Below are 20,138 nucleotides of genomic sequence, written 5' to 3'. Positions count from 1 at the left end.
CCCTTGTATTCGTCTTTATTTTGAAGCTTCTTCAACGGCTTTATAGACTTCGTCTACAATGTCTTCGCCAATTTTACTCTTATACTCGTCTACAACTGGCTGTACTTTCTTCTTCATTTCTTCACGTGCTTCGTCTGTAATCTCTGTGAATTCCATACCCTCTTCTTGTAACTTCTTAAGGTATTTTTCGTTCGCTTCACGGTTAAGTTTACGCTCATACTCCCCTGCTTCTTCTGCTGCTTCTTTGACAATCTTCTGATTCTCTTCAGATAAGTTATCAAAGAATGTTTTACTCATTAAGAATACAAATGGGCTATAGATATGGTGCGTATTTGAAACGTGGTCTTGAACTTCATAGAATTTCTGTAAATAGATCGTTGCGTATGGATTCTCTTGTCCATCTACAGTTCCTTGTTGCATTGCTGTAAATAGTTCAGTGAATGCCATTGGTGTAGGGTTCGCGCCTAATGCTTTAAACGCATCTAAATGCAAGTCGTTTTCCATTGTACGAATCTTAAGACCATCGAAATCTTCTACAGAAGAAACGGCACGCTTCGAGTTAGTCAGGTCACGGAAACCATTTTCCCAATAAGCTAAGCCTTTTAAATCTTGTCCTTCTAGTTTATCTAGAATTTTCTTTCCTGTTTCTCCATCTAATACCTGATCAGCTACATCTTCACTTGGGAATAGGAATGGAATATCAAATACGCTAAATTCAGGAACAAAGTTCGCCATTGGTGCTGTAGATGGAATAACCACCTGCTGGCTATTAATTTGTAAGTTCTCAATCATCGTACGATCATCGCCAAGCTGGCCGCTGTGGAACGTTTCAACTTTAATAGAACCATCCGTCTTTTCTTCAACGATTTCTTTAAACTTTAACAAGCCTTTATACTGAGGGTGTTTGTCGTTTAGCCCGATACCTGCACGAATCACTTTCTCTTCTCCAGAATCACTTCCATCACCATTGGAGCTACTATTGCCTTCAGACTCTTTTCCTCCACAAGCCGCTAATACTAGAATAAGCATTGCAGTTAGAGCTACAGTTAATAAACGTTTCATGCTCAGTCTCCCCTTTGTCTTATGATTAGTTATTTAGTTCTTCACGACCGCGTGTCCGCCGAATTCGTTACGTAAGGCAGCAACTACTTTTCCTGTGAAAGTATCGTCTTCTTGGGAACGATAGCGCATCATTAAGGATAACGCGATTACCGGTGCAGCAGTTTGTAAGTCTAGTGCCGATTCAACCGTCCATTTTCCTTCACCGGAAGAATTCATTACCCCACGAATGTCATCTAATTTTGCATCTTTACTAAATGCACTCTCAGTTAATTCCATTAACCATGAACGAATAACTGATCCGTGGTTCCAAACATTCGCCACTTGCTCATAGTCGTAATCGAACGGGCTTTTTTCCAAAATGTCAAAGCCTTCACCAATGGCTTGCATCATGCCGTATTCTATTCCGTTATGTACCATCTTCAAGAAGTGACCACTGCCTGTACGTCCCGCAAAATGGTAACCGCTTTCAATTGCTGTATCTTGAAAAATGGCTTCAATCTTTCTAAATTCTGTTTCATTTCCGCCAATCATGTAGCAAGCCCCGTTACGAGCACCTTCTGTTCCGCCACTTGTTCCAACATCAAAGTAATGAATTCCGTATGCGTCCATTTCTTCAGAGCGGCGCAGTGTATCTTTATAGTTCGAATTTCCACCGTCAATCACGCGATCGCCTTCGGATAAAAGCGGTTTCAATTCGGATAATACTTGTTCTGTAATCTCTCCCGCCGGAACCATCATCCAAATCGTTCTCGGTGCTTCTAATTTGTTAACAAGTTCTACAATGGATTGCGCCGGAGTCGCGCCATCTTTTGCAATATTTTCTACCTGGCTGCTGTTTACATCTGTTGCTACAACCTCATGTTGATTGTCTAAAAGATTTAAGGCTAAGTTATACCCCATCTTTCCTAGTCCAATTAATCCTAGTTTCATAGAATGACCCCTCTCTGTATGCAAACAACTATATTCATAGTGTTTTCGCGAAATATTTTTTCGTTAATTCCAATTATACATAAAATTTTTTTCGTAGCAAGCGTTTTCATGAAATTTTTTTTCGTAATTAATCTTCATTTCTTTTTTGATATCGTTTACACTTAATGTATTAAATTCTTAGAAAAATGAGGGATTCGTATGCAAGAGACAGCATCGATGCACGTGATTCAGCGAACTCGCGCTATATATAATCAATTAAGTGAAAAAGAAAAACTTATCGCAGATTATATGATGAAAGATCCTCAAAGGATTCTTCATTCTACTATTAATCAAATTGCGGATGACCTAACAATTGCAGATGCAACGGTGTTTCGTTTTTGTAAGCGCTTAGGCTTCAAGGGATATCAAGCTATGAAAATCGCTTTAGCATCTGAATTGGTTAACCCCATCCAAGACATTCATGAAACGATTACTGAAGAAGATTCTGAATATGACATCACTCAAAAAGTATTTAAAGCGAATATGAATGCACTAGAACAATCCAAAGAGTTACAGGATAAACAAATCATGAAATCTGTTGTTGATGTTATTTCGAATGCCCGCTCGATAAGCTTTTTCGGGTCAGGAGGATCAGGGATTGTAGCGATGGATGGCCAGCACAAGTTTATACGCACAGGAATACCATCACACGCTTACAGTGAATCACACCTACAAGTCATGGCTGCTTCACAGATGAGTTCAGAAGACGTGGCTATTCTAATCTCTCATTCAGGGTCTAATAAAGACATAATGGATGTTGTTGATGTGGTACAGCAACGAGGAGTTACTACCATCGCCATCACAAACTTAGCTAAATCTGCTTTGGCGAAACGGGTTGACTATTGCTTGTACACCACTGCTCAAGAGACAGAATATCGATCAGAAGCTCTTGCTTCAAGAATTGCTGAGTTAACCATTATTGATGCCCTTTATGTTAACTACTGTATGAAGAATCAAGACCAATCCAAAGAAGCCATCAAGAAAATGAGAGAAGCCATTTCGTTAAAAAGAATGTAGAAAGGATTTTTCAACCATGAGATACATTATTGGACTTGATATCGGTACCACGAGCACGAAGACTGTTATTTTTAATAAAAAGGGGCATGTCCTATCAGAACACGAGGAAGGATATGACCTTCTTCACTCAGCACCCGAATACGCCGAACAAGATGGAGACGCTATTACCAGAGCGGCTATGGACTCTGTTCGATCAGCAATGGATAAAGGTTCAATCAAAAAAGAGGATGTTATAGGAGTGGGCTTGTCCTCAGCTATGCACTCGCTTCTCTGTGTGGACGAACAAGGGCAAGCGATCTCTCCTTCTATTACATGGGCAGACCGAAGAAGTGTAAATGAATCAGAATACCTCAAAGATAACCATTCAATGATCTATTTGCGCACAGGTACCCCGCTACACCCAATGTCCCCTCTATCAAAACTCATCTGGATGAAGAACCACCATTACGAGCCTTATCAAAAGGCCTATAAGTATGTATCAATAAAAGAATATTTACTTTACAAATGGTTCGGGGAGTTTGTCGTGGATTATTCTGTTGCAGCCTCTTCTGGTATGTATGATATCCATAAGCAGGATTGGGACGAAACCTCCCTTACACTTGCTGGCATCTCAAGAGATCAACTTTCAAAAATAGTTCCTGCTACGCATGAAATGAAAGGGCTTTCTAAAGAGTCTTCAGAACATATGGGACTTTCCTCTAGTACTCCTTTCATTATCGGGGGAAGTGATGGTCCTTTGGCCAATTTAGGCATCGGAGCTATTGAACCAGGAGAAACAGCCGTTACCATTGGGACAAGCGGAGCGATTCGCCAATTTGCTTCGGCTCCAGCTGTTGACGAAAAGCAGGACGTCTTCTGTTACAGTTTCACAGAGGATTTGTGGATTACAGGAGGTCCTACAAATAATGGCGGGATCGTGCTTAATTGGTTGAAAGATCTATTCTCAAATGAAGGATACGCCCTTTCATTTGACCAACTCAACCATATGGCTGAAAGAGTGAACCCAGGTAGTGATGGATTACTTTTCCTTCCTTATTTAAATGGAGAACGCGCTCCATTCTGGGATGCAAGTGCAAAAGCCAACTTCATAGGTTTACGTTCTACTCATGGAAAAGAACATATGGTAAGGGCTGGAATGGAAGGTGTAATCTTTAGCATCTACCATATCGCTCACGAACTAGAACGATTAGGACACTCGCACGACTCCTTGTACGCAAGTGGAGGATTTGCAAGAAGTCCTTTATGGACCCAAATGCTATCCGATGTATTCGGGAAACCAGTACAGATCCCCAAAAGTCATCAAAGTTCAGCATGGGGAGCTGCCTGGACTGCACTTTATAGCTTAGGGGAAGTTCCATCCCTTCATAGTATTAAAACGTCTATCCCTATGAATGAAACGATTGAACCAAACCAGAAACACCATCAAACCTACCAACAAATGTTTCAAGTTTACAAAGAACTTTACCCTGCTATAATGAACCAATTGAAACAACTTCAGAGCATATAAAAACCCGATTCCTCTCTACTCGAGAGAATCGGGTTTTCCTTTTGACCACACCAGCAAACCTTTGTCGAATTTTTGAACATTCGGACTAGCATATTTTCTAACTTTACAACTATGATAAAGTTAGAAACACGAAGATTGATGATATGGAGGAAATGTTTATGAATTCTATAAGTCTATTGTTACTACGATTCGCGGGCCTATTCGGTTTAATCGGAGCCTTCATCGGTTCACATATGGCCGGTTCACAAGGAGGAGCCTATGCCCTTCGCCCTATTCACGCTCACATCTTAGTCGTAGGGTGGTTATCTCTATTTGCCTGGTCCGCCTTTTATCAACTTTTCGAAACCCGATTTATAAAACTAGCAAAAACACACGCCTGGACCGCCATCATCGGCACCACTGGCCTAACACTTGGTATGTGGCTGTACATGGTAAACCCGTTAGAACTTGCTAAAGGCTTCACAACCGTCTTCTACATCGTAGGAGGAACGCTTGTACTAGTAAGCTTTGCTTTGTTTTTTGTACTAACGTTTTTAGTACAACCATCACGAAAGAAGTAACACTCCAAAAATAGTTCAAGCCTTTACCACTTCGCTTCAAGAACGACCTTTGCTTAAACTGTTTTTTGTGCAATTTATCAGGGGAAAGGCTGTAATCTTGAGTAATCGAAGTTGAGAGAATGTTGCCGTTAGCGTTATTGAAGAGAAAGGTGGTCCTGGAAATCACTCGCTTTCCTGTGGACGAACTCCCGAGCTTCCTCGTTCGCTTCGCTCTCTGCGGGATCTCGGAATCCCCTTTTCCACGGGAGTCTCGCAATTTCCAGGACCACCTTTGACGTAGAAAAGAGAACGGAAACATGCCTGAAGGGGAGTGTAGGGATCCATGATTCTCTCCGAAGGTCCGTTCACCTACTTTCAAGCAGGGCTGGATGGAGGACTGCGAGACTCCCGCGGGGTAAGGAGCCTATCCAGTTCCGGAGTGGAGGACCTAGCGAGATAAGCCATCTTTTTTACAAAGGCTAATCGCCTTTTCCAAAAAGCTGACTTATCCGTACGGTCCTAGGCACCACTCCTGCACTTTAAATCTAGGGGAGACCCCACAGAGAGCGATAGCGAACGATGAGGCTTCCCAGCTCCCCGCAGGAAAGCGAGTTGTCCTCCATCCAGCCCACGCACTTTTGTCGTAACGGACAGGTAAGATCTACATAAAAGAGCATCACATTGCTGCTTGCAATGTGATGCTCTTTTCTCTATAGCAGAGGTGCGAAGAGTCGGGCGAAGGCTTCTTTCCACTTCTCTGAAGTCTTTCGCTTTGCAAATTCATTGTAAATTACTTCACTAGACTCTTCTAAGTCTTTATAGTAATTATCAATCAACTTATCGACAGGCTCTCCTCCATATAAGATCATATTTACCTCAAAGTTTAGATAAAAACTTCGTAAGTCCATATTAGCCGTACCGATTGATGCTGTTTCATCATCGATAATCATAATTTTATGGTGCATAAAGTCTTTCTCATATAAATAGATCTGAATTCCGTCTTCAAGAAGCTCAGGGAAATACGAATGGCCAGCATAATAGGTTAGCCAGTTATCAGAGGGTTTTGGAATGAGTAATTTAACATCTAAACCTTGCTGTGCTGCTATTCGAAGGGCAGTGTGAATTTCCCTTGAGGGTACAAAGTATGGTGTGGCAATCTTAACAGACTTCTTGGCACTGTGAATTAGTGTCGTATACACATCTCTCATAATTTGATGTTCATTATGAGGACCACTTGGAACCACTTGAGTATTTGTATTAGATTGTTCTGGTTCTGGTATGGCTTCTGTACTATATTGTTCGACCAAGTTCTCATCCGTGATATACCACCAATCAACAAGAAAGATCAGGTGTAGGTCCTTGATGGCAGCACCACGTAAGACCATGTGTGTGTCACGCCAGTCTGGAAATTCTTCGCTAATTCCGTGGTATTCATCCCCTACGTTCATTCCTCCGACAAATCCAATTTCATTATCAATGACAATAATCTTTCGATGGTTTCGGAAGTTAAATGTTTGTGTTGCAAGTCCACTAGCAATTGGCAAGAATACATGCACTTCAACACCTGCTTGCTGCATATCTTTCACGTCTTTTTTCTTCAGCTTCAAACTACCTGCAGAATCATAGAGAAGACGAACAGTAACTCCTTCTTGAGCCTTCTGTTTCAAAATTTCTTTCATTTCACGGCCTGTTTCATCACTGTTAAATAAGTAATATTCCATATGAATAAATGATTTCGCTTGTTTTAGCTTTTCCATTATTTCAGGGAAAGCTTCTTGACCGTTTGTTAAAATCTTGACGTGATTATCATTACGGAGAGGCGTTTGTGCATAGGATTCTACTATTTTACGAATGCGCTCTTGCGGGCCATTTAATGGCTGAATATCCTTTTTTTCTGTTTCCGGCTCTTCTTCATCAAACACTTCTTGAGCTTTCTTTCTCTTATCCTGGAATAGAATCCCTTGTCGTGAAAGCTGCCCTGAATAAATGTAAAAGAAATAACCTACTATTGGAAGAAGGAGAATCAAAAGGATCCACACTAGCGTATTTGTCGATGACCTACGCTCCAAAATAATATAAAAAGATATGACTAAAATAGCTCCTATGTAAAAAAGAGCGAAGATTAGTTGAAACATAAAGCTAAGCGGAAGTAAAAATACACCCAAAAAAGCGATGCCTAGTAAAACGAGTAAAGTAAGTTGTATTTGAGGTTTCATAATGATCTCCTTTTCAAGAGATTTTCTTCTGACTAAGAACGTTTTCCCTGAGGATCATCTCCTCAAACGAATCTCTCTTAGGAAGATTAAAAAGCCGCATGCTTAGCGGCCTTTTATTTTTGTTCCATTTTAAGCTTATGTTTAGAATCGTCTATAACGTATTTCGTATAGGTTAGCAATCCTTCAATATCGTGGGGTGGTAAGGAAATAAAGCCGATTTCCTCTAAACTCCTCTTAAGATGTGACGGCATCGTTTTGAAGTAATCTTCAAATTCCTTATCCTGAGACGTTTCAAGTAAGAGGGCGAATGCTTTGTTGTAGGCATGCCATAATACATTTGCTTCGTCTCCTTCTTCCGCTTTTCTTTTAGCCTTTCTTGACCAGAGATCATCTTCAAGTTCTGATAAACCACCTACATGATTAAATCCAGATTTACGAAGATATGCGCGAAGCTTGGTCATCACTTGAGCTACTTCCTCAAAGGTAACTCTTGAAGCAGGGGAAAATGGCAATACATCCATAATTTCAGACGATCGATCAAGCTTTCGTAAGTGCGTGACAATATGACCTAAACTTACATTATTCTCGTATATAAATTGATGTAATAGCATGGCCTCTGTGAATGCTGCAAGAGCGGCATGCGTCGCCCCAAATGCTCGTCCTGCCCCGACTTGGTCTTCTGCGTATTTTATACGCCCTTCAATTAACCTTTCAACATCCTGGATGGATCCTTTTTCCCCTTTGATGGAGGAAAAATAAGACTTGGCCCAGTTCTGTAATTTACTTAATTCTGCATTTGTATCCTTTAAAATAATAGACTCACTTAGGAAGCGATAGTGCCATGGGTTGTACGCCAACAACTCTTTATTTGGAAATTCCAAAATCGATTTCGTGTGAAGTTGAATATACTCTCCTCTATAAAAAATGACGCGATCTCCCAAATATTGCTCCCTGCCTGTATAGCAAATAATGTTGATGTCACTGTACTTATCAGCTTCTCCTCTAGCTACAGAGCCAACTAAAATGGCGTAAGTGCTATATACAAGCTCCTGTTGAACAAATTCCTTAGCCAGTTCTAAAAACCGATAATTTCGAGGATACATCCCTTTTTCCCCCTCATTCAAAATAGTTTCGTGCAACTGACAATCTCCGCATACCGTATGATCGTTATCTTTATATGTGAGTACAAAATCAATTCAAAGACCCTATAATGAAAAATCATTCTCTCTATCTAAACAAAAGGCTCATTGGGTATAATAGGGATAATCTATACATTTGAGTTCATTTTTTACTGATTTTGCTTTATCCTTAGTACAGTAAGCATCATCAATTGCTCATACTGATACGTATACCCTTTCCACAGACGTTTCAAAAGGCGAATCTGAAAAAAGGAGATTCAACATGTCTAAACTTTCCGAAATGTATCACAATTACCTAGGTTCGAAACAAAAATGGTTACAATTTTCCCTTTATTTATTCGGTATTGTAATCTCTAGCCTAGGATTAGCACTTCTTGTTATCTCAACTGTAGGCGTAGCTCCAGGGGATAGTGTAGCGCTTGGATTATCTAAGCGATTTGATATCAAAATTGGTTACTTACTTATAATTGGATTCATAGTCCTTGTCCTTGTAAATGCCAAGATTGAAGGGAAACGACCTCGTTTTGAATCATTATTACCCATCCTTTTAAGAGGATGGACATTAAACCTGTGGTTGTATAACGTGTTAAACAATACACGTATTGACGTGCTTTGGGCTCAATGGGGTGTATTTGTTATTGGCGTCGTGTTTATGGGGCTTGGAATCGGAATGTATTTACGTGCTCCATTCCCTCATATTCCTGTTGATCACTTCATGATGATCGTAAATGAGAAGACAAACCAATCTAAACGAGTAGTAAGAATCCTCTTTGAATTTGCCCTTGCTGGCCTAGGTCTTTATCTTGGCGGTTGGGATGTGGTTGGATTAGGAACAGTCATTACCGCCTTGTTCCTCGGACCTATTATTCAATACTTCTATGAGATCACAGGCTTTGTAGAGCGACTCAGTCACTCTAAAGCTTCAAAAAAACAAGATTCGGTATTAGAGTGAACGCTTTCTATTAGCGTTCACTTTTTTTATAATCAAATAGATAATAGCCAAACCGATTAAGATTCCGTTTACTAAAGAAAAGATATCTCCATAGTAACTCCTGTCCCAGTATGATACGGGTCCCCTTATAATTACGTCACTAACTGGATAAAAAATGGGTATCGCATCATTAACATGTGTAAGTAAATCAATAACAACGTGACCAAGCCAACCATACATAAAGCCTGTCCATTTATTCATCTTCCATCCTTTGTAATAAACAACCAAAGCAAAAGCAATTCCCCAAATAAAGATTGAATGCCCTGCCTGCCTTAACACCTCAACTACAGGATGAGCGAATAAAGCATGTGCTAAATCGTGAACCACACCACCCCAACCTAACTCTTGTATCGCAGTAGCGGTGAAAATATCTCCAAAAATTAAGATATAAAAGAACATAATATAGTATATAAAATCAGGAAAAACACTTCCCACAATCGCATAAGGAACGGCTTCTTTCTCCTTGCGCAGTGCGATATACGTCCAAAGTCCATGATGTAATGTATTCAATTTGGAACAGACTCCTTTCTCGAGGCTGAGAGAATGTTTCCGTTTGCTTTCATTGAGTGTAAGGTGGGCCTGGAAACCACTCGCTTTCCTGTGGGGAGCTGGTGAGCCTCCTCACCCGGCAAAGCCGGGCTCCGGGGTCTCACCTAGGCTCTTCTGCCCACGGGAGTCTCGCAGTTTCCAGGCCCACCTTTTCGATATTTGGATGAACGGAAACAAGCAATATGAGAGAAATAGGGTCACCTAATGCAATCGAGGGACCGTTAACCTGTTTAAGCCGGGGCTTGCTCGGGGACTGCGAGACTCCAGCGGGGTAAGGAGCCTAGGGAAGACCCCACAGAGAGCGACAGCGAACGAGGAGGCTTCCGAGCTCCCCGCAGGAAAGCGAGTTGTCCCCGAGCAAGCCCCACCACTCATCAAACGTAACGGCCCTTTCCTGCTAAAATATCTCACCTTCAAGCCTTCCACATAAGATATGTAAAAAAATAACTAAACATCAACAGAGCCTAATAAAAAAGGTGCTCTGCAACGTTCGCTAGAGCACCTCTCACTAGATTAGCACCAACCTAAGTCGCAATCATGAACGAATTGAGTGACTGGCTCGCCTGCTTCTTCCACTTTATATATGCGGTGTCCTTCCGCCACAAACCCGGACTGAAGCACGTACTCTTTCTTGTTATTTCGAAACGTTATTTCACCAATACGGTCCTTGTTAAGGAACAGTTCGAAACCATCTCCATTCACTTTCCCTACCACACGCTCAGTGATCTCGACTTTTCTCATCCTTTTCCTCCCTCATTGGTTACTCATAACTCAGGGCAAAAGACAAAGGCCTGTAACCTAAACTAGAAAAGATGTAATATAGCCTCTATTCCCCTCCTTTATATTCTCTTACTCTATAAATATAAAGAAGAAGCGACAAAAAGAACGAATATTCAGACTTTTATTGACGGAAATGTAAACCTTTATTACGTCTCATCTTTAGAGGTTATAACTCCCAATAAAGCATCTACGTTCTCCCTCCTCTTACCTATATAACTTCTCTATTACTACCAGGGAATCCTACCCACAAAACAAAAGAGGGCAGCCGAAGTACTACTCCAGCTCCCCCTTATCCATCTTATTTTTCAAATTGATTCAAGAACTCACCGTAACCCCTTTCCTTCATCTCCTCTTTTGGAATGAATTCAAGTGCTGCGGAGTTCATACAATAGCGAAGACCAGTTGGTTCAGGACCATCTTCAAATACGTGCCCTAAGTGAGAGTCCGCCTTTTTGCTTCGAACTTCAGTCCGTGTTCCAAATAATCCTGGATCAGGTTTCGTTACAACGTTCTCTTCCACTAGCGGCTTTGTGAAACTCGGCCAACCTGTGCCTGATTTATATTTATCTTTAGAGCTGAACAAGGGCTCTCCAGAAACAATATCTACATAAATGCCTTCTTCTTTATTGTCCCAATAGGCATTATCAAACGCAGGCTCTGTGCCGTCTTCCTGAGTCACTTTATACTGCATATCTGTAAGCATCTTTTTTAACTCTTCATCTGAATAATTACCTGGGAGATCAACCTTTAAGTCGTCTCCCCAAGTATCTTCTAAATATTGATCCCGTCCTGAATTACTGCGGTAAATCTTATAGCGAACTGAATTTTCCTTATAATAATCCTGGTGATAATCTTCTGCTTTATAAAACGTTTTCGCTTCACGGATTGGAGTCACGATTTCTTTATCAAATCGATCTGACTCCGCTAACTCTTCTTTAGAAGCTTCGGCAGCTTTCTTTTGTTCTTCACTGTGATAGAAGATCGCCGTCGTGTATTGATACCCGCGATCTACGAACTGACCTCCATCATCGGTTGGGTCGATTTGTCTCCAAAAGACTTGAAGAAGAGTTTCGTAACTGATGACATCCGGGTCATAATGCACTTGCACCGACTCAATATGCTCGGTAGAACCTGATGATACATCGTTGTAGGATGGATTCTCCATATCTCCACCTGTATAACCGGATAGGACCTCGCTTACTCCATTTAACTTCTCAAAAGGAGGCTCCATACACCAGAAACAACCACCTGCGAATGTGGCTACCGCTTCATATTCATCAGCATTTACAGCTTCACTTCCTGTTGATCGTTCAAACACATATTTATAACCCATCGGAATGAAAATTATCCCCAATATGATGACAACAACGGCAGAAAGAATCCACTTTAGTTTCATTTTGTTGTTTCCTCCTTCATGTTGAATGGTAGTGTAAACCAAAATACGGTCCCTTCATTGAGCTGACTTTTCACACCAATTTCCCCTCCGTGGCGCTCAACGATTTCTTTACAAATCGCCAGTCCTAAACCTGAACCACCGTAACTTTTGTTTCTCGATTTCTCTACCCGATAAAACCTTTCAAATATATGTTGCTGATCGGCTTCTTCAATTCCAGGACCTGTATCCTCTAGTGTAAAACGTGTTTCAAACATGTCTTGCGAGATATGCAACGTGATTTTATCTCCATCTTGCGTATAACGAATGGAATTTTCAACCAAATTGCTCAGTACACGCTTTAGCTGATTAGGCATGGCTTGAACAGGTTTCAATCCATCATCTAACTTCACATCAAGTTGCAAAGATTTATCTCGTAAAAGAATGTCAAACTCCTGCAAGGTTTCAATAACTACTTGGTCGAGATGAATGAACTCCGTCTTTAAAGCTCCTTCATTCCTCTCTAACTGAGAGAGTTCTAATAACTCTTGTATGAGTTGAGAAACACGCTTTGTTTCAGTATGAATCGTAGCTAAATAAGCACTTCTTGTTTCTTTATCTTCTATAACATCATCCTGGAGAGCTTCTACATACGAATTAATAGAAGCAATAGGTGTTTTGAGATCGTGGGACATATTAGCGATTAAGTCTTGCTTAAATGCTTCTGACTCTTTTACTTTTTGAAACATTTGATTCAAGTCATCTGCCATACGATTATAACTTGCAGCTAGTTCCTTAAACTCTTTAGGCCCTGACTCTTCAATATGAGTATTAAACTCACCCTCTGCTAGCTTCTTGGATGTCTCAGACAGTTCTCTCACCCCTTTTAATAAGGGATGCGTAACAATCAAGTGTGAAACAATCGAGACTAGGCCGGCTCCAATTGTAATCAGTGACAATAGTAAGATGACATCTGTTGAAAGGAACATATGCACATAGCTAATGAGCAAGAAAATGATAATGATTGAGATTGATAACAAGTTTGAAAAGATTAATATGGTTCTAAGTTTCATGAAGTTTGCCTCTCAAACTTATAGCCAATACCCCAAACCGTTTTAATGTAGACAGGTTTAGCTGGATCCTCTTCTACTTTTTCTCTGAGTTTTCGAATGTGCACGTTAATGGTGTTGGGATCTCCTTCATAATCAAACCCCCATAACCTCTCTAAAAGATGCGACCTCGAGAAGACTTGGGCTTCGTGTTGAACAAGAAACCAGAGCAAATCAAATTCCTTAGCCGTTGTTTCAATCAGTTGATCAGATTTCCAAACCGCTCTTTTTGTAGCATCAATTGTTACGGAACCAAATTGCTGGATCTGATCCTTCCCGTGAAAATCATAACGTCGCATGACATTTTTAAGCCTCAAAACGAGTTCACGAGGACTAAATGGTTTTGTTATATAATCATCAACACCAATGGACAAACCAGCAAGGCGATCTTTCTCTTGGCCTAGGGCTGTTAATAGAATAACCGGGGTTTCTTCCTCGAATCGGATTTCTTCTGCTAAATCAAGCCCACTTTTGATTGGCATCATAATGTCTAAAATGATAGCATCCGGTTTCGATTCCTTCCATTTGTTTGTCGCTTCTTGACCGTCTCTAGCGACAATGACGGAATACGTTTCCTTTTCTAAATACCGTCTACATACATCAATAATATTCTCATCGTCCTCTGCTAAAAGAATTGTATAACTCATCACATCACCCGTCTCTATTCAACATCTTTATACCACTTACATACGTTATCTTTCTACGCGCTTCATCAGTATCTTAACGAAAACTTATTTACAATATATAACTAAAAGATTAAATTTCTATAAACTTCTGACCTTTCTTTCAACCTTATTCTTCACTTATTGCTCCTCTTTTTCTACTTGTTTCATATTGAGTATTATCATACCAACAATTAGAGATAAAAACACAAAGCCACTATAATGCACAAATAACAAAGCGATTAACGTGCATCACGTTAATCGCTTTGTTTCATTTCTAAACGCTTCTTAGATTATTCATAGTTGGAACTTAATAAATACCCTACTAATGCAATACAACCAACAACGATGGACAGAATAAACAATACCCCATATCCCCCACTATAAAGATTTGGATTGTAGTTATGATAGGGGGTTAATAGTAATGCACTAAAGATACTAAGTACGATCACAGTAAAATAACTTTTATTGTAAATCGCCTTCGTGCGAGAATCCTTCCCTTTAATCAGGCTGTACATAACGGAAATACTAAGAGCACTCCCGAATGCAATAATAATAAACAAATTCAAAGAAAGCCTCCTAGCTGCTTAATATCCTTAAACCCTTCATTATTGATCATTCGACAAATATGGCTAGTTTCCTCTTATCATAAGGCTCGAAAATGAGAGACTCTGGTTTGAATCAGACCTATACGCGCGCAAGAAGTAGTCCTTCTGTTATTTTTTTCTGTCTGCGTAATGTGCCATGGCTTCTTTCATAAAAGCAGCTAAGCCTTCTCCGTATTGATCAATGTTCTGAGTGAATCGCTCATCGTCTATATACAATTGCCCTAGCCCTCTGAAAGCTTCCGGAGAATACTCGCCAATACGGTTTAGAAAATGATACCACTCTCCGATTGTACCTTGCGCTTCATCAGAATCAGGAGCGTCATACCGTAACTTGGCAAGTTTCGTAAAAATAATACCCGTTTCTTCTTTAATCTTCTCTGGATTCATTTTGACGATGTTTTGTTTAGATTCCTCTACCGCTTGATCCCCATACTTTTCCCGTGCTTCTTGTTCATAAGGATTTTGACTAAAATCAAACCCTTCAAACTTTTCTTTATTCGTCATTGTCATCTCCCCTTTTGCGTGCTGAATGGTTTTATCCACCGTTTTAACCATTTGATCCAACCGATTTCTCTTTTCAATCAAAAGATTGCGATGCAGCTCTAGCGCTTCGATACGGTCAAAGTCAGAAGAATGGATAACTTCTTTAATTTTCTTTAAAGAGAACCCCATTTCTTTAAAGAAAAGGATTTGCTGAAGCATTTCAAGGTCAGTATTCGAGTAGATTCGATAACTCGCATCTGTCGTCTCACTAGGGCACAGTAGACCAATCTCATCGTAATAATGGAGCGTCCGCACACTAATCCCTGTTAAATCAGCAACCTCTTTTACTTTCAACATGGTGTGAGCCTCCTTCCTAATAAAAACTATAAGCTATCACGTAACGTGAGAGTCAATAACAATTACAATAGCTTCTTTTTTCAATATTAGAAAGACTCCCTTGTTTTACGTTATACATTCTTTTGATCTAGCATTATCATTTAATTCTCCACTATAGAATGTAAGTTTGTTACTATAGACAAGTATGTGCAAAAATAAATAAAGGTAGTGTGAAAGTAGCCATCATGAGTCAAACTATAAAAAAGTCAAAGAGAGACCCTTACATTGACAACGCTCGTTTTATATTGGTTCTTTTAGTCGTTTTAGGCCACATCATTAGTCCGTTTAAGAATGACAGCAACATCATTTATTTTATGAATAATTTCTTAACCTCTTTTAGGATGCCTGCCCTCATTTTATTAACAGGTTTCTTCTCTAAAAAGTTTTTAGAAACGGGATATATAGAGAAAATCACGATTCGTCTTTTTGTACCATTTTTGATCTTTCAAGTCTTGTACAATTTGGACCATTGGCATAGTATCAACTGGTTATTACCAAGTTTCGGGCTGTGGTTCCTACTAAGCTTATACTGGTGGAATTTGCTTTTGTTTATATTCACCAAACTGCATAATCCTGTCATCACTGCCATTGTAGCCGGTATCGGGATTGGATTAGTTGAAGGAGCCGGACATGAATTTAGCCTATCGCGAACATTTGTATTCTTTCCCTTCTTCCTACTCGGTTATTACTTAGACAAAAGGGCCTTTGAAAAATTCAAAGGAATCCAAGCAAAAAAATGGTCGATCCTTTCTGTCGCGTCATCCTTCATCATGTTAAGCCTTCTTCCTCTTGATTTATCCAGGGATTTTCTTTTAGGAAGAAGCTCTTTTCACACAATGGATGTTGGGGCAATCAATGGTATTGGGTTAAGAGTGATCTTTTACATTATTATGGGCCTCGGGGTCGTTGCTTTTCTTCCTTGGATCCCGAAAACAAACAAACCATTTACAATAGGGGGAAGAAGAACAGCATTCATTTATATTTTACATTTACCTCTTGTGGAATGGATGAGGGATAGCGGTTGGGGGGATGAGTTCTCGTACTGGCTTATACTTTTATCCTTACCATTAGCATACATGATAGCTAAACTGCTCTCTCAACGATTTATTATTTCTATAGCCAAATATGTTGTGGTAGGAGAAGGCATCATCGCTTTTAAAAAGCTATTGAAGAGCCTCCCTATATACTTGAAGAATCTCAAAGAGAAAAGAAAAACGATCCAGACGAATTACAGCTAATTCCGGAACCTTTCTCATACAAGAACCCCCCTAGTATTTAAACTAGGGGGTTCCTATTCTTAATATTCACCAGCAGAGTACGTTAACTCGTAGCTGTGCGTATAGATTTCAAAGACGTTGCCGAATGGGTCTTCAACATATACCATTTTATACGGCTTGTCATCTGGGTAGTATTCACGAATGGGCATGCGCTGCTTACCGCCATAAGATTTAATCGTTTCAACGATCTCTTCAATATTCGGGTCTTGGATACAGAAGTGGAAAATTCCTGTTTTCCAATATTCGAAATTGTCTTCTGGTGTTTCATTGTTCCCGAATTCGAATAGCTCAATCCCAATGCGGTCTCCTGTAGATAAATGGGCAATACGGAATTCCTCCCAGTCATTGCCGAAAACATCACGGCACATTTGACCTACTGGTGTATCATCATTGTAAACCGGAGACGGTTCCATAATGACGTACCACCCAAATACCTCTGTATAAAACTTAACCGCTTCTTCAAGGTCAGGTACTGATAGACCAATGTGTGAGAAGTTTCTTGGATATGGTTGCATGTCTTTTCCCTCCTGTTTTTCTTTTGACAATTGTTATTGTATATACGTATAGTTCAGTATGTAAGTATGCACTTTTATGTTAGAGACTAACCTAAAAGTAAGAAAAGGAGGGCACAGAAGGTGGACGAGACTCTCTTAACAGATGAGCACGGAAAGTTAAAATGTTCCATTCAATATACACTTAAAAAAATGGGCGGAAAATGGAAGCCTGTTATCCTTTGGCACCTGGGGACAGAAGGCACCTACCGATACAATGCACTCAGACGTTTATTACCAGGTGTGTCGCATAAAGTATTAACCCAGCAGCTGAAAGAATTAGAAACAGACGGCTTTATTCACCGTAAACAATATGATGAAATTCCTCCTAAGGTAGAATATACATTAACAGATAAAGGGACAACCCTTATGCCGATCCTTCAAGCGATGCATGATTGGGGAACGGCGAATGGTGAAGATTTTTGCGGGTAACATCCCGATAAAATAACGAAAACACTCAGACCTTAAGGTCTGAGTGTTTTTTAGAGTAAGGACCTACTGTTTTTCTGCGTACACCATATGCAAAATATCGTTAAATGGATGAATGTGAATCTCGTACCCAAGCTGTTCAAACCAAGCTACCAAATTCGATCGATCCGCATAGTATTCATCCTCAATAGCAAGGATCGCTTCCTGGTTGCCTGCTTCTTTGAAATCACTTATAACACGCTCACGATCATGTTGATTAGCAAACATAAGGTCCACGATCGCAATCCGCCCATTCGGCTTTAAAATACGATCCATCTCCCTGAGTGCTAATTCTTTTTCTCCCTCTGTCACATGGTGAAGGGCATAGCTTGTTGTAATAAAATCAACCTCACCATCCATGACAGGGAGCGCCAGGAAATGCCCATGACGAACGTCGATCTGCGGGTGCTTTCCCTTACATACACTCAGCATTTCATCAGACTGATCCACGCCTATGACATGGGTACCAAGGGGAATACATTGAGAGCCAAGATTCCCTGTGCCAATACCGATATCAACACCTGTTTCACCTTCTCTTGGATGTACGAATTCAATAGCTTTTGCTAGAGCTTGGTCATAATTTTCATGCACATTAAAACGATAGCCATTCATTTTCAGACTCTCATCATAATCCCGTGCCTGACTGTTGAAATCCCACTCGTCTTGCCACCCTTTGCGCTTTTGTTTGATGCTTTTTAACTGATTAGCTAGCGCGAAGATATCTTCTTTAACAAAAACCTTCATCCGCACTCTTATGTAACATTTGATCGATTGTGCCTATCATATCTTTAATTTCTAACCATTCTTCGTATAGCGCCGAGCGTTGGACATTTAAATAACGCTCAACCTTTTCTTCATTTTGAAGCGTGTGTTTAATTTGCTCTGTGGACATACCCACTTCTCTTAGCGACAATATCGTCTGGAGTCTCCATAGATGATGTTCATTGTAGGAGCGATAATCATTTTCTCCTTTGTCAGGCTGTATCAATCCCTTTTCCTCATAAAAACGAATCGTTCTCGGTGTGGTGTTTAACCGGTTAGCGGCTTCTTTTATTTTCAAAACATCTTCCCCCTTTTGTTTATAAATCTATCGTAAACGTTAACGTTACGTTAAGGTAAAGAGGTTTTTTGGAATTTTTTATTTATGTATAATGAACCTATCTATAAAAGATCGGGGTCATGTCATGAAGAAGTTCTTCTTATTCTTTTTATTTCAGATGTTTATCTTTAGCGTTGGTTTTGTACTAAATGTCATATTCAACCATTACATTAGCCCACCGTTTAATAAGGTAGACCTCCTAGCTATAATGTTTGCTACCTTAATCTTATTTCCTTTTATAAGTCAAATAGAAAGGATTTACAAACCTTTTATAGAGATCAATAAACGAAGTAAAATCATTTTGTCCATATTTGCTTTCCTTGCAGCCGTGATACTGGTTGGATTTGTAGAGAATTTGTGGTTTACAATTACGGGAAAAATGTTATTTGATTTATAAAAAGCTACTTGATAGCCATCCTAAATGATTGTTCAAACAAAAAGGCTTGAGTTATAGTTCATAAACTAACTCAAGCTTTTAAAGAAAAACTTATGTCTCAGTACACGTTAAATAATCAAATTATAACGCCTTTTCTTGTGCAACCTAACCTTACTCCGATTCTTCACCTTGTTTAACTGTACTTCTAAAAAGATCACTTAACTCCTCTTTAATATTTACACTTTCTCCTTCAGCATCCCGCAAATAGAATTCTATTTCTTCCATTTGCTCTTTAATAAAGGCATCTACAAGAGAAAGGCGATCTATCTTAGTTTGACTTGGCCTGCATGTTTTGGTTTCTAATAGAGAACTCAACTCTTCCTTTAAATGCTTATTAAGAATTAGTGCATTCACAACATATTGAATGTTAGTACCAGGAAAGTGACCGCATTTCATAATCATGGAGCACATCAACACTGGGCGCACTACATTAAGGTATTTCTTAACCGCTACCTCATTCCCTTGCCCCATTTCTTTCAAATTCCGCTTCGCCATTTTGTGATAATGATGCAGTACCGCTATCGGGTTGAATGCCTTCTGGGTGATGTTTCTTAATGCATTCATAAAATCTTCATCTTCATCGTAAACAACATCAGAATGAAGCCACTCAAGAATCGATGGATTCGACTTCCTAAGAAGATGCAATGCCTTTCGTAGCTCCCAACCGCTCATATCCAATTGATCAGAGATCGGCATTTCAATGACATCCCGCTTCTCATCAATGGATAAATACCAATCAAGAGGGTGTACATAAATAAACCGTACATCATAGTCACTCGCTTCATTCGCAAGCCCATACGCCCGGCTACCAGCCTCACACGCGTACAACACCTTCACGCCATATTCCCTCTCGATCTCCCTTAACTTTTCATCCACCATATAAACATCCCCCCTCATCACTGCACAAC

The 20,138-nt window shown here is 39.9% G+C and carries 21 protein-coding genes; 6 read left to right on the top strand and 15 right to left on the bottom strand.

Features of this window, described 5'->3' with window-relative positions; genetic code table 11:
• Positions 1 to 15: 15 nt before the first annotated feature.
• Complete coding sequence (locus IMZ31_RS03560) at positions 16 to 1,062, bottom strand: TRAP transporter substrate-binding protein (protein ID WP_207529246.1); 1,047 nt, start codon at positions 1,060 to 1,062, stop codon at positions 16 to 18.
• A 33-nt stretch (positions 1,063 to 1,095) separates the two neighbouring features.
• Positions 1,096 to 1,992, bottom strand: a complete 897-nt coding sequence (gene gnd, locus IMZ31_RS03555; protein ID WP_207529245.1) for a phosphogluconate dehydrogenase (NAD(+)-dependent, decarboxylating) — start codon at positions 1,990 to 1,992, stop codon at positions 1,096 to 1,098.
• 198 nt (positions 1,993 to 2,190) lie between these two features.
• Here gnd and IMZ31_RS03550 point away from each other — a divergent pair, with 198 nt between their 5' ends.
• From IMZ31_RS03550 to IMZ31_RS03540, 3 genes are all read left to right on the top strand, one after another.
• Entirely contained in the window at positions 2,191 to 3,048 is an 858-nt protein-coding gene (locus IMZ31_RS03550; protein WP_207529244.1) for a MurR/RpiR family transcriptional regulator, read from the top strand.
• Between the two features lie 16 nt (positions 3,049 to 3,064).
• Positions 3,065 to 4,555: a gluconokinase gene (locus IMZ31_RS03545; RefSeq protein WP_207529243.1), complete on the top strand. Its 1,491-nt coding sequence runs from the start codon at positions 3,065 to 3,067 to the stop codon at positions 4,553 to 4,555.
• A gap of 158 nt (positions 4,556 to 4,713) precedes the next feature.
• Positions 4,714 to 5,115 (top strand): hypothetical protein, encoded by a 402-nt coding sequence (locus tag IMZ31_RS03540; RefSeq protein ID WP_207529242.1) that lies wholly within the window; start codon positions 4,714 to 4,716, stop codon positions 5,113 to 5,115.
• A gap of 689 nt (positions 5,116 to 5,804) precedes the next feature.
• Here the strand turns inward: IMZ31_RS03540 and cls are convergent.
• Together cls and IMZ31_RS03530 are read right to left on the bottom strand one after the other, a co-directional pair.
• Complete coding sequence (cls, locus tag IMZ31_RS03535; RefSeq protein ID WP_207529241.1) at positions 5,805 to 7,310, bottom strand: cardiolipin synthase; 1,506 nt, start codon at positions 7,308 to 7,310, stop codon at positions 5,805 to 5,807.
• Between the two features lie 113 nt (positions 7,311 to 7,423).
• A complete protein-coding gene (locus IMZ31_RS03530) occupies positions 7,424 to 8,413 on the bottom strand; it encodes a nucleotidyltransferase domain-containing protein (RefSeq protein WP_207529240.1) in 990 nt (329 codons plus the stop codon).
• A 298-nt stretch (positions 8,414 to 8,711) separates the two neighbouring features.
• Between IMZ31_RS03530 and IMZ31_RS03525 the strand changes: the two genes are divergently transcribed.
• Positions 8,712 to 9,401 carry a YczE/YyaS/YitT family protein gene (locus IMZ31_RS03525; RefSeq protein WP_207529239.1) on the top strand — a complete coding sequence of 230 codons (690 nt, stop codon included), beginning with the start codon at positions 8,712 to 8,714 and terminating at the stop codon, positions 9,399 to 9,401.
• On the opposite strand, the gene IMZ31_RS03520 is transcribed toward IMZ31_RS03525, so the two are convergent.
• The 7 genes from IMZ31_RS03520 to IMZ31_RS03490 form a co-directional block, all read right to left on the bottom strand.
• A complete protein-coding gene (locus IMZ31_RS03520; protein WP_207529238.1) occupies positions 9,393 to 9,950 on the bottom strand; it encodes a metal-dependent hydrolase in 558 nt (185 codons plus the stop codon). The genes IMZ31_RS03525 and IMZ31_RS03520 overlap by 9 nt on opposite strands.
• Before the next feature lie 552 nt (positions 9,951 to 10,502).
• Complete coding sequence (locus IMZ31_RS03515; RefSeq protein WP_207529237.1) at positions 10,503 to 10,730, bottom strand: DUF2553 family protein; 228 nt, start codon at positions 10,728 to 10,730, stop codon at positions 10,503 to 10,505.
• Positions 10,731 to 11,067: 337 nt separating this feature from the next.
• Positions 11,068 to 12,165: a peptide-methionine (R)-S-oxide reductase MsrB gene (gene msrB, locus IMZ31_RS03510; protein WP_207529236.1), complete on the bottom strand. Its 1,098-nt coding sequence runs from the start codon at positions 12,163 to 12,165 to the stop codon at positions 11,068 to 11,070.
• The gene (locus IMZ31_RS03505; protein ID WP_207529235.1) at positions 12,162 to 13,214 is read right to left on the bottom strand and encodes a sensor histidine kinase; all 1,053 of its coding nucleotides are present in this window, start codon (positions 13,212 to 13,214) and stop codon (positions 12,162 to 12,164) included. The genes msrB and IMZ31_RS03505 overlap by 4 nt, the downstream gene beginning before the upstream one ends.
• Positions 13,211 to 13,897: a response regulator transcription factor gene (locus IMZ31_RS03500; RefSeq protein ID WP_207529234.1), complete on the bottom strand. Its 687-nt coding sequence runs from the start codon at positions 13,895 to 13,897 to the stop codon at positions 13,211 to 13,213. Before IMZ31_RS03500 ends, IMZ31_RS03505 begins: the two co-directional genes overlap by 4 nt.
• Before the next feature lie 308 nt (positions 13,898 to 14,205).
• Positions 14,206 to 14,481, bottom strand: coding sequence for a hypothetical protein (locus IMZ31_RS03495; protein WP_207529233.1), 276 nt, complete (start codon positions 14,479 to 14,481; stop codon positions 14,206 to 14,208).
• Positions 14,482 to 14,628: 147 nt separating this feature from the next.
• Positions 14,629 to 15,360: a MerR family transcriptional regulator gene (locus tag IMZ31_RS03490; RefSeq protein WP_207529232.1), complete on the bottom strand. Its 732-nt coding sequence runs from the start codon at positions 15,358 to 15,360 to the stop codon at positions 14,629 to 14,631.
• Between the two features lie 224 nt (positions 15,361 to 15,584).
• On the opposite strand from IMZ31_RS03490, the gene IMZ31_RS03485 reads away from it, so the two are divergent.
• Positions 15,585 to 16,637 (top strand): acyltransferase family protein, encoded by a 1,053-nt coding sequence (locus IMZ31_RS03485; protein WP_207529231.1) that lies wholly within the window; start codon positions 15,585 to 15,587, stop codon positions 16,635 to 16,637.
• Positions 16,638 to 16,696: 59 nt separating this feature from the next.
• Here the strand turns inward: IMZ31_RS03485 and IMZ31_RS03480 are convergent, their stop codons facing one another.
• Complete coding sequence (locus IMZ31_RS03480; protein WP_207529230.1) at positions 16,697 to 17,191, bottom strand: lactoylglutathione lyase family protein; 495 nt, start codon at positions 17,189 to 17,191, stop codon at positions 16,697 to 16,699.
• 120 nt (positions 17,192 to 17,311) lie between these two features.
• On the opposite strand from IMZ31_RS03480, the gene IMZ31_RS03475 reads away from it, so the two are divergent.
• Positions 17,312 to 17,659, top strand: coding sequence for a winged helix-turn-helix transcriptional regulator (locus IMZ31_RS03475; RefSeq protein ID WP_305849400.1), 348 nt, complete (start codon positions 17,312 to 17,314; stop codon positions 17,657 to 17,659).
• 63 nt (positions 17,660 to 17,722) lie between these two features.
• On the opposite strand, the gene IMZ31_RS03470 is transcribed toward IMZ31_RS03475, so the two are convergent.
• From IMZ31_RS03470 to IMZ31_RS03460, 3 genes are all read right to left on the bottom strand, one after another.
• Positions 17,723 to 18,439, bottom strand: coding sequence for a class I SAM-dependent methyltransferase (locus IMZ31_RS03470; protein ID WP_207529229.1), 717 nt, complete (start codon positions 18,437 to 18,439; stop codon positions 17,723 to 17,725).
• Positions 18,423 to 18,755 carry a MerR family transcriptional regulator gene (locus IMZ31_RS03465; protein WP_207529228.1) on the bottom strand — a complete coding sequence of 111 codons (333 nt, stop codon included), beginning with the start codon at positions 18,753 to 18,755 and terminating at the stop codon, positions 18,423 to 18,425. Before IMZ31_RS03465 ends, IMZ31_RS03470 begins: the two co-directional genes overlap by 17 nt.
• 586 nt (positions 18,756 to 19,341) lie before the next feature.
• Positions 19,342 to 20,109, bottom strand: coding sequence for a nucleotidyltransferase domain-containing protein (locus tag IMZ31_RS03460; RefSeq protein WP_207529227.1), 768 nt, complete (start codon positions 20,107 to 20,109; stop codon positions 19,342 to 19,344).
• Positions 20,110 to 20,138 lie beyond the last annotated feature (29 nt).

The sequence above is a fragment of the Pontibacillus sp. ALD_SL1 genome (assembly GCF_017355605.1).
This window is presented reverse-complemented; position numbering and strand designations above follow the sequence as displayed.

Bases quoted from the DNA above. Each gene is read 5' to 3' on its own strand.
- IMZ31_RS03560 (WP_207529246.1), bottom strand. From the start codon at position 1,062: ATGAAACGTTTATTAACTGTAGCTCTAACTGCAATGCTTATTCTAGTA.
- gnd (WP_207529245.1), bottom strand. From the start codon at position 1,992: ATGAAACTAGGATTAATTGGACTAGGAAAGATGGGGTATAACTTAGCC.
- IMZ31_RS03550 (WP_207529244.1), top strand. From the start codon at position 2,191: ATGCAAGAGACAGCATCGATGCACGTGATTCAGCGAACTCGCGCTATA.
- IMZ31_RS03545 (WP_207529243.1), top strand. From the start codon at position 3,065: ATGAGATACATTATTGGACTTGATATCGGTACCACGAGCACGAAGACT.
- IMZ31_RS03540 (WP_207529242.1), top strand. From the start codon at position 4,714: ATGAATTCTATAAGTCTATTGTTACTACGATTCGCGGGCCTATTCGGT.
- cls (WP_207529241.1), bottom strand. From the start codon at position 7,310: ATGAAACCTCAAATACAACTTACTTTACTCGTTTTACTAGGCATCGCT.
- IMZ31_RS03530 (WP_207529240.1), bottom strand. From the start codon at position 8,413: ATGTATCCTCGAAATTATCGGTTTTTAGAACTGGCTAAGGAATTTGTT.
- IMZ31_RS03525 (WP_207529239.1), top strand. From the start codon at position 8,712: ATGTCTAAACTTTCCGAAATGTATCACAATTACCTAGGTTCGAAACAA.
- IMZ31_RS03515 (WP_207529237.1), bottom strand. From the start codon at position 10,730: ATGAGAAAAGTCGAGATCACTGAGCGTGTGGTAGGGAAAGTGAATGGA.
- msrB (WP_207529236.1), bottom strand. From the start codon at position 12,165: ATGAAACTAAAGTGGATTCTTTCTGCCGTTGTTGTCATCATATTGGGG.
- IMZ31_RS03505 (WP_207529235.1), bottom strand. From the start codon at position 13,214: ATGAAACTTAGAACCATATTAATCTTTTCAAACTTGTTATCAATCTCA.
- IMZ31_RS03500 (WP_207529234.1), bottom strand. From the start codon at position 13,897: ATGAGTTATACAATTCTTTTAGCAGAGGACGATGAGAATATTATTGAT.
- IMZ31_RS03490 (WP_207529232.1), bottom strand. From the start codon at position 15,360: ATGTTGAAAGTAAAAGAGGTTGCTGATTTAACAGGGATTAGTGTGCGG.
- IMZ31_RS03485 (WP_207529231.1), top strand. From the start codon at position 15,585: ATGAGTCAAACTATAAAAAAGTCAAAGAGAGACCCTTACATTGACAAC.
- IMZ31_RS03480 (WP_207529230.1), bottom strand. From the start codon at position 17,191: ATGCAACCATATCCAAGAAACTTCTCACACATTGGTCTATCAGTACCT.
- IMZ31_RS03470 (WP_207529229.1), bottom strand. From the start codon at position 18,439: ATGAAGGTTTTTGTTAAAGAAGATATCTTCGCGCTAGCTAATCAGTTA.
- IMZ31_RS03460 (WP_207529227.1), bottom strand. From the start codon at position 20,109: ATGGTGGATGAAAAGTTAAGGGAGATCGAGAGGGAATATGGCGTGAAG.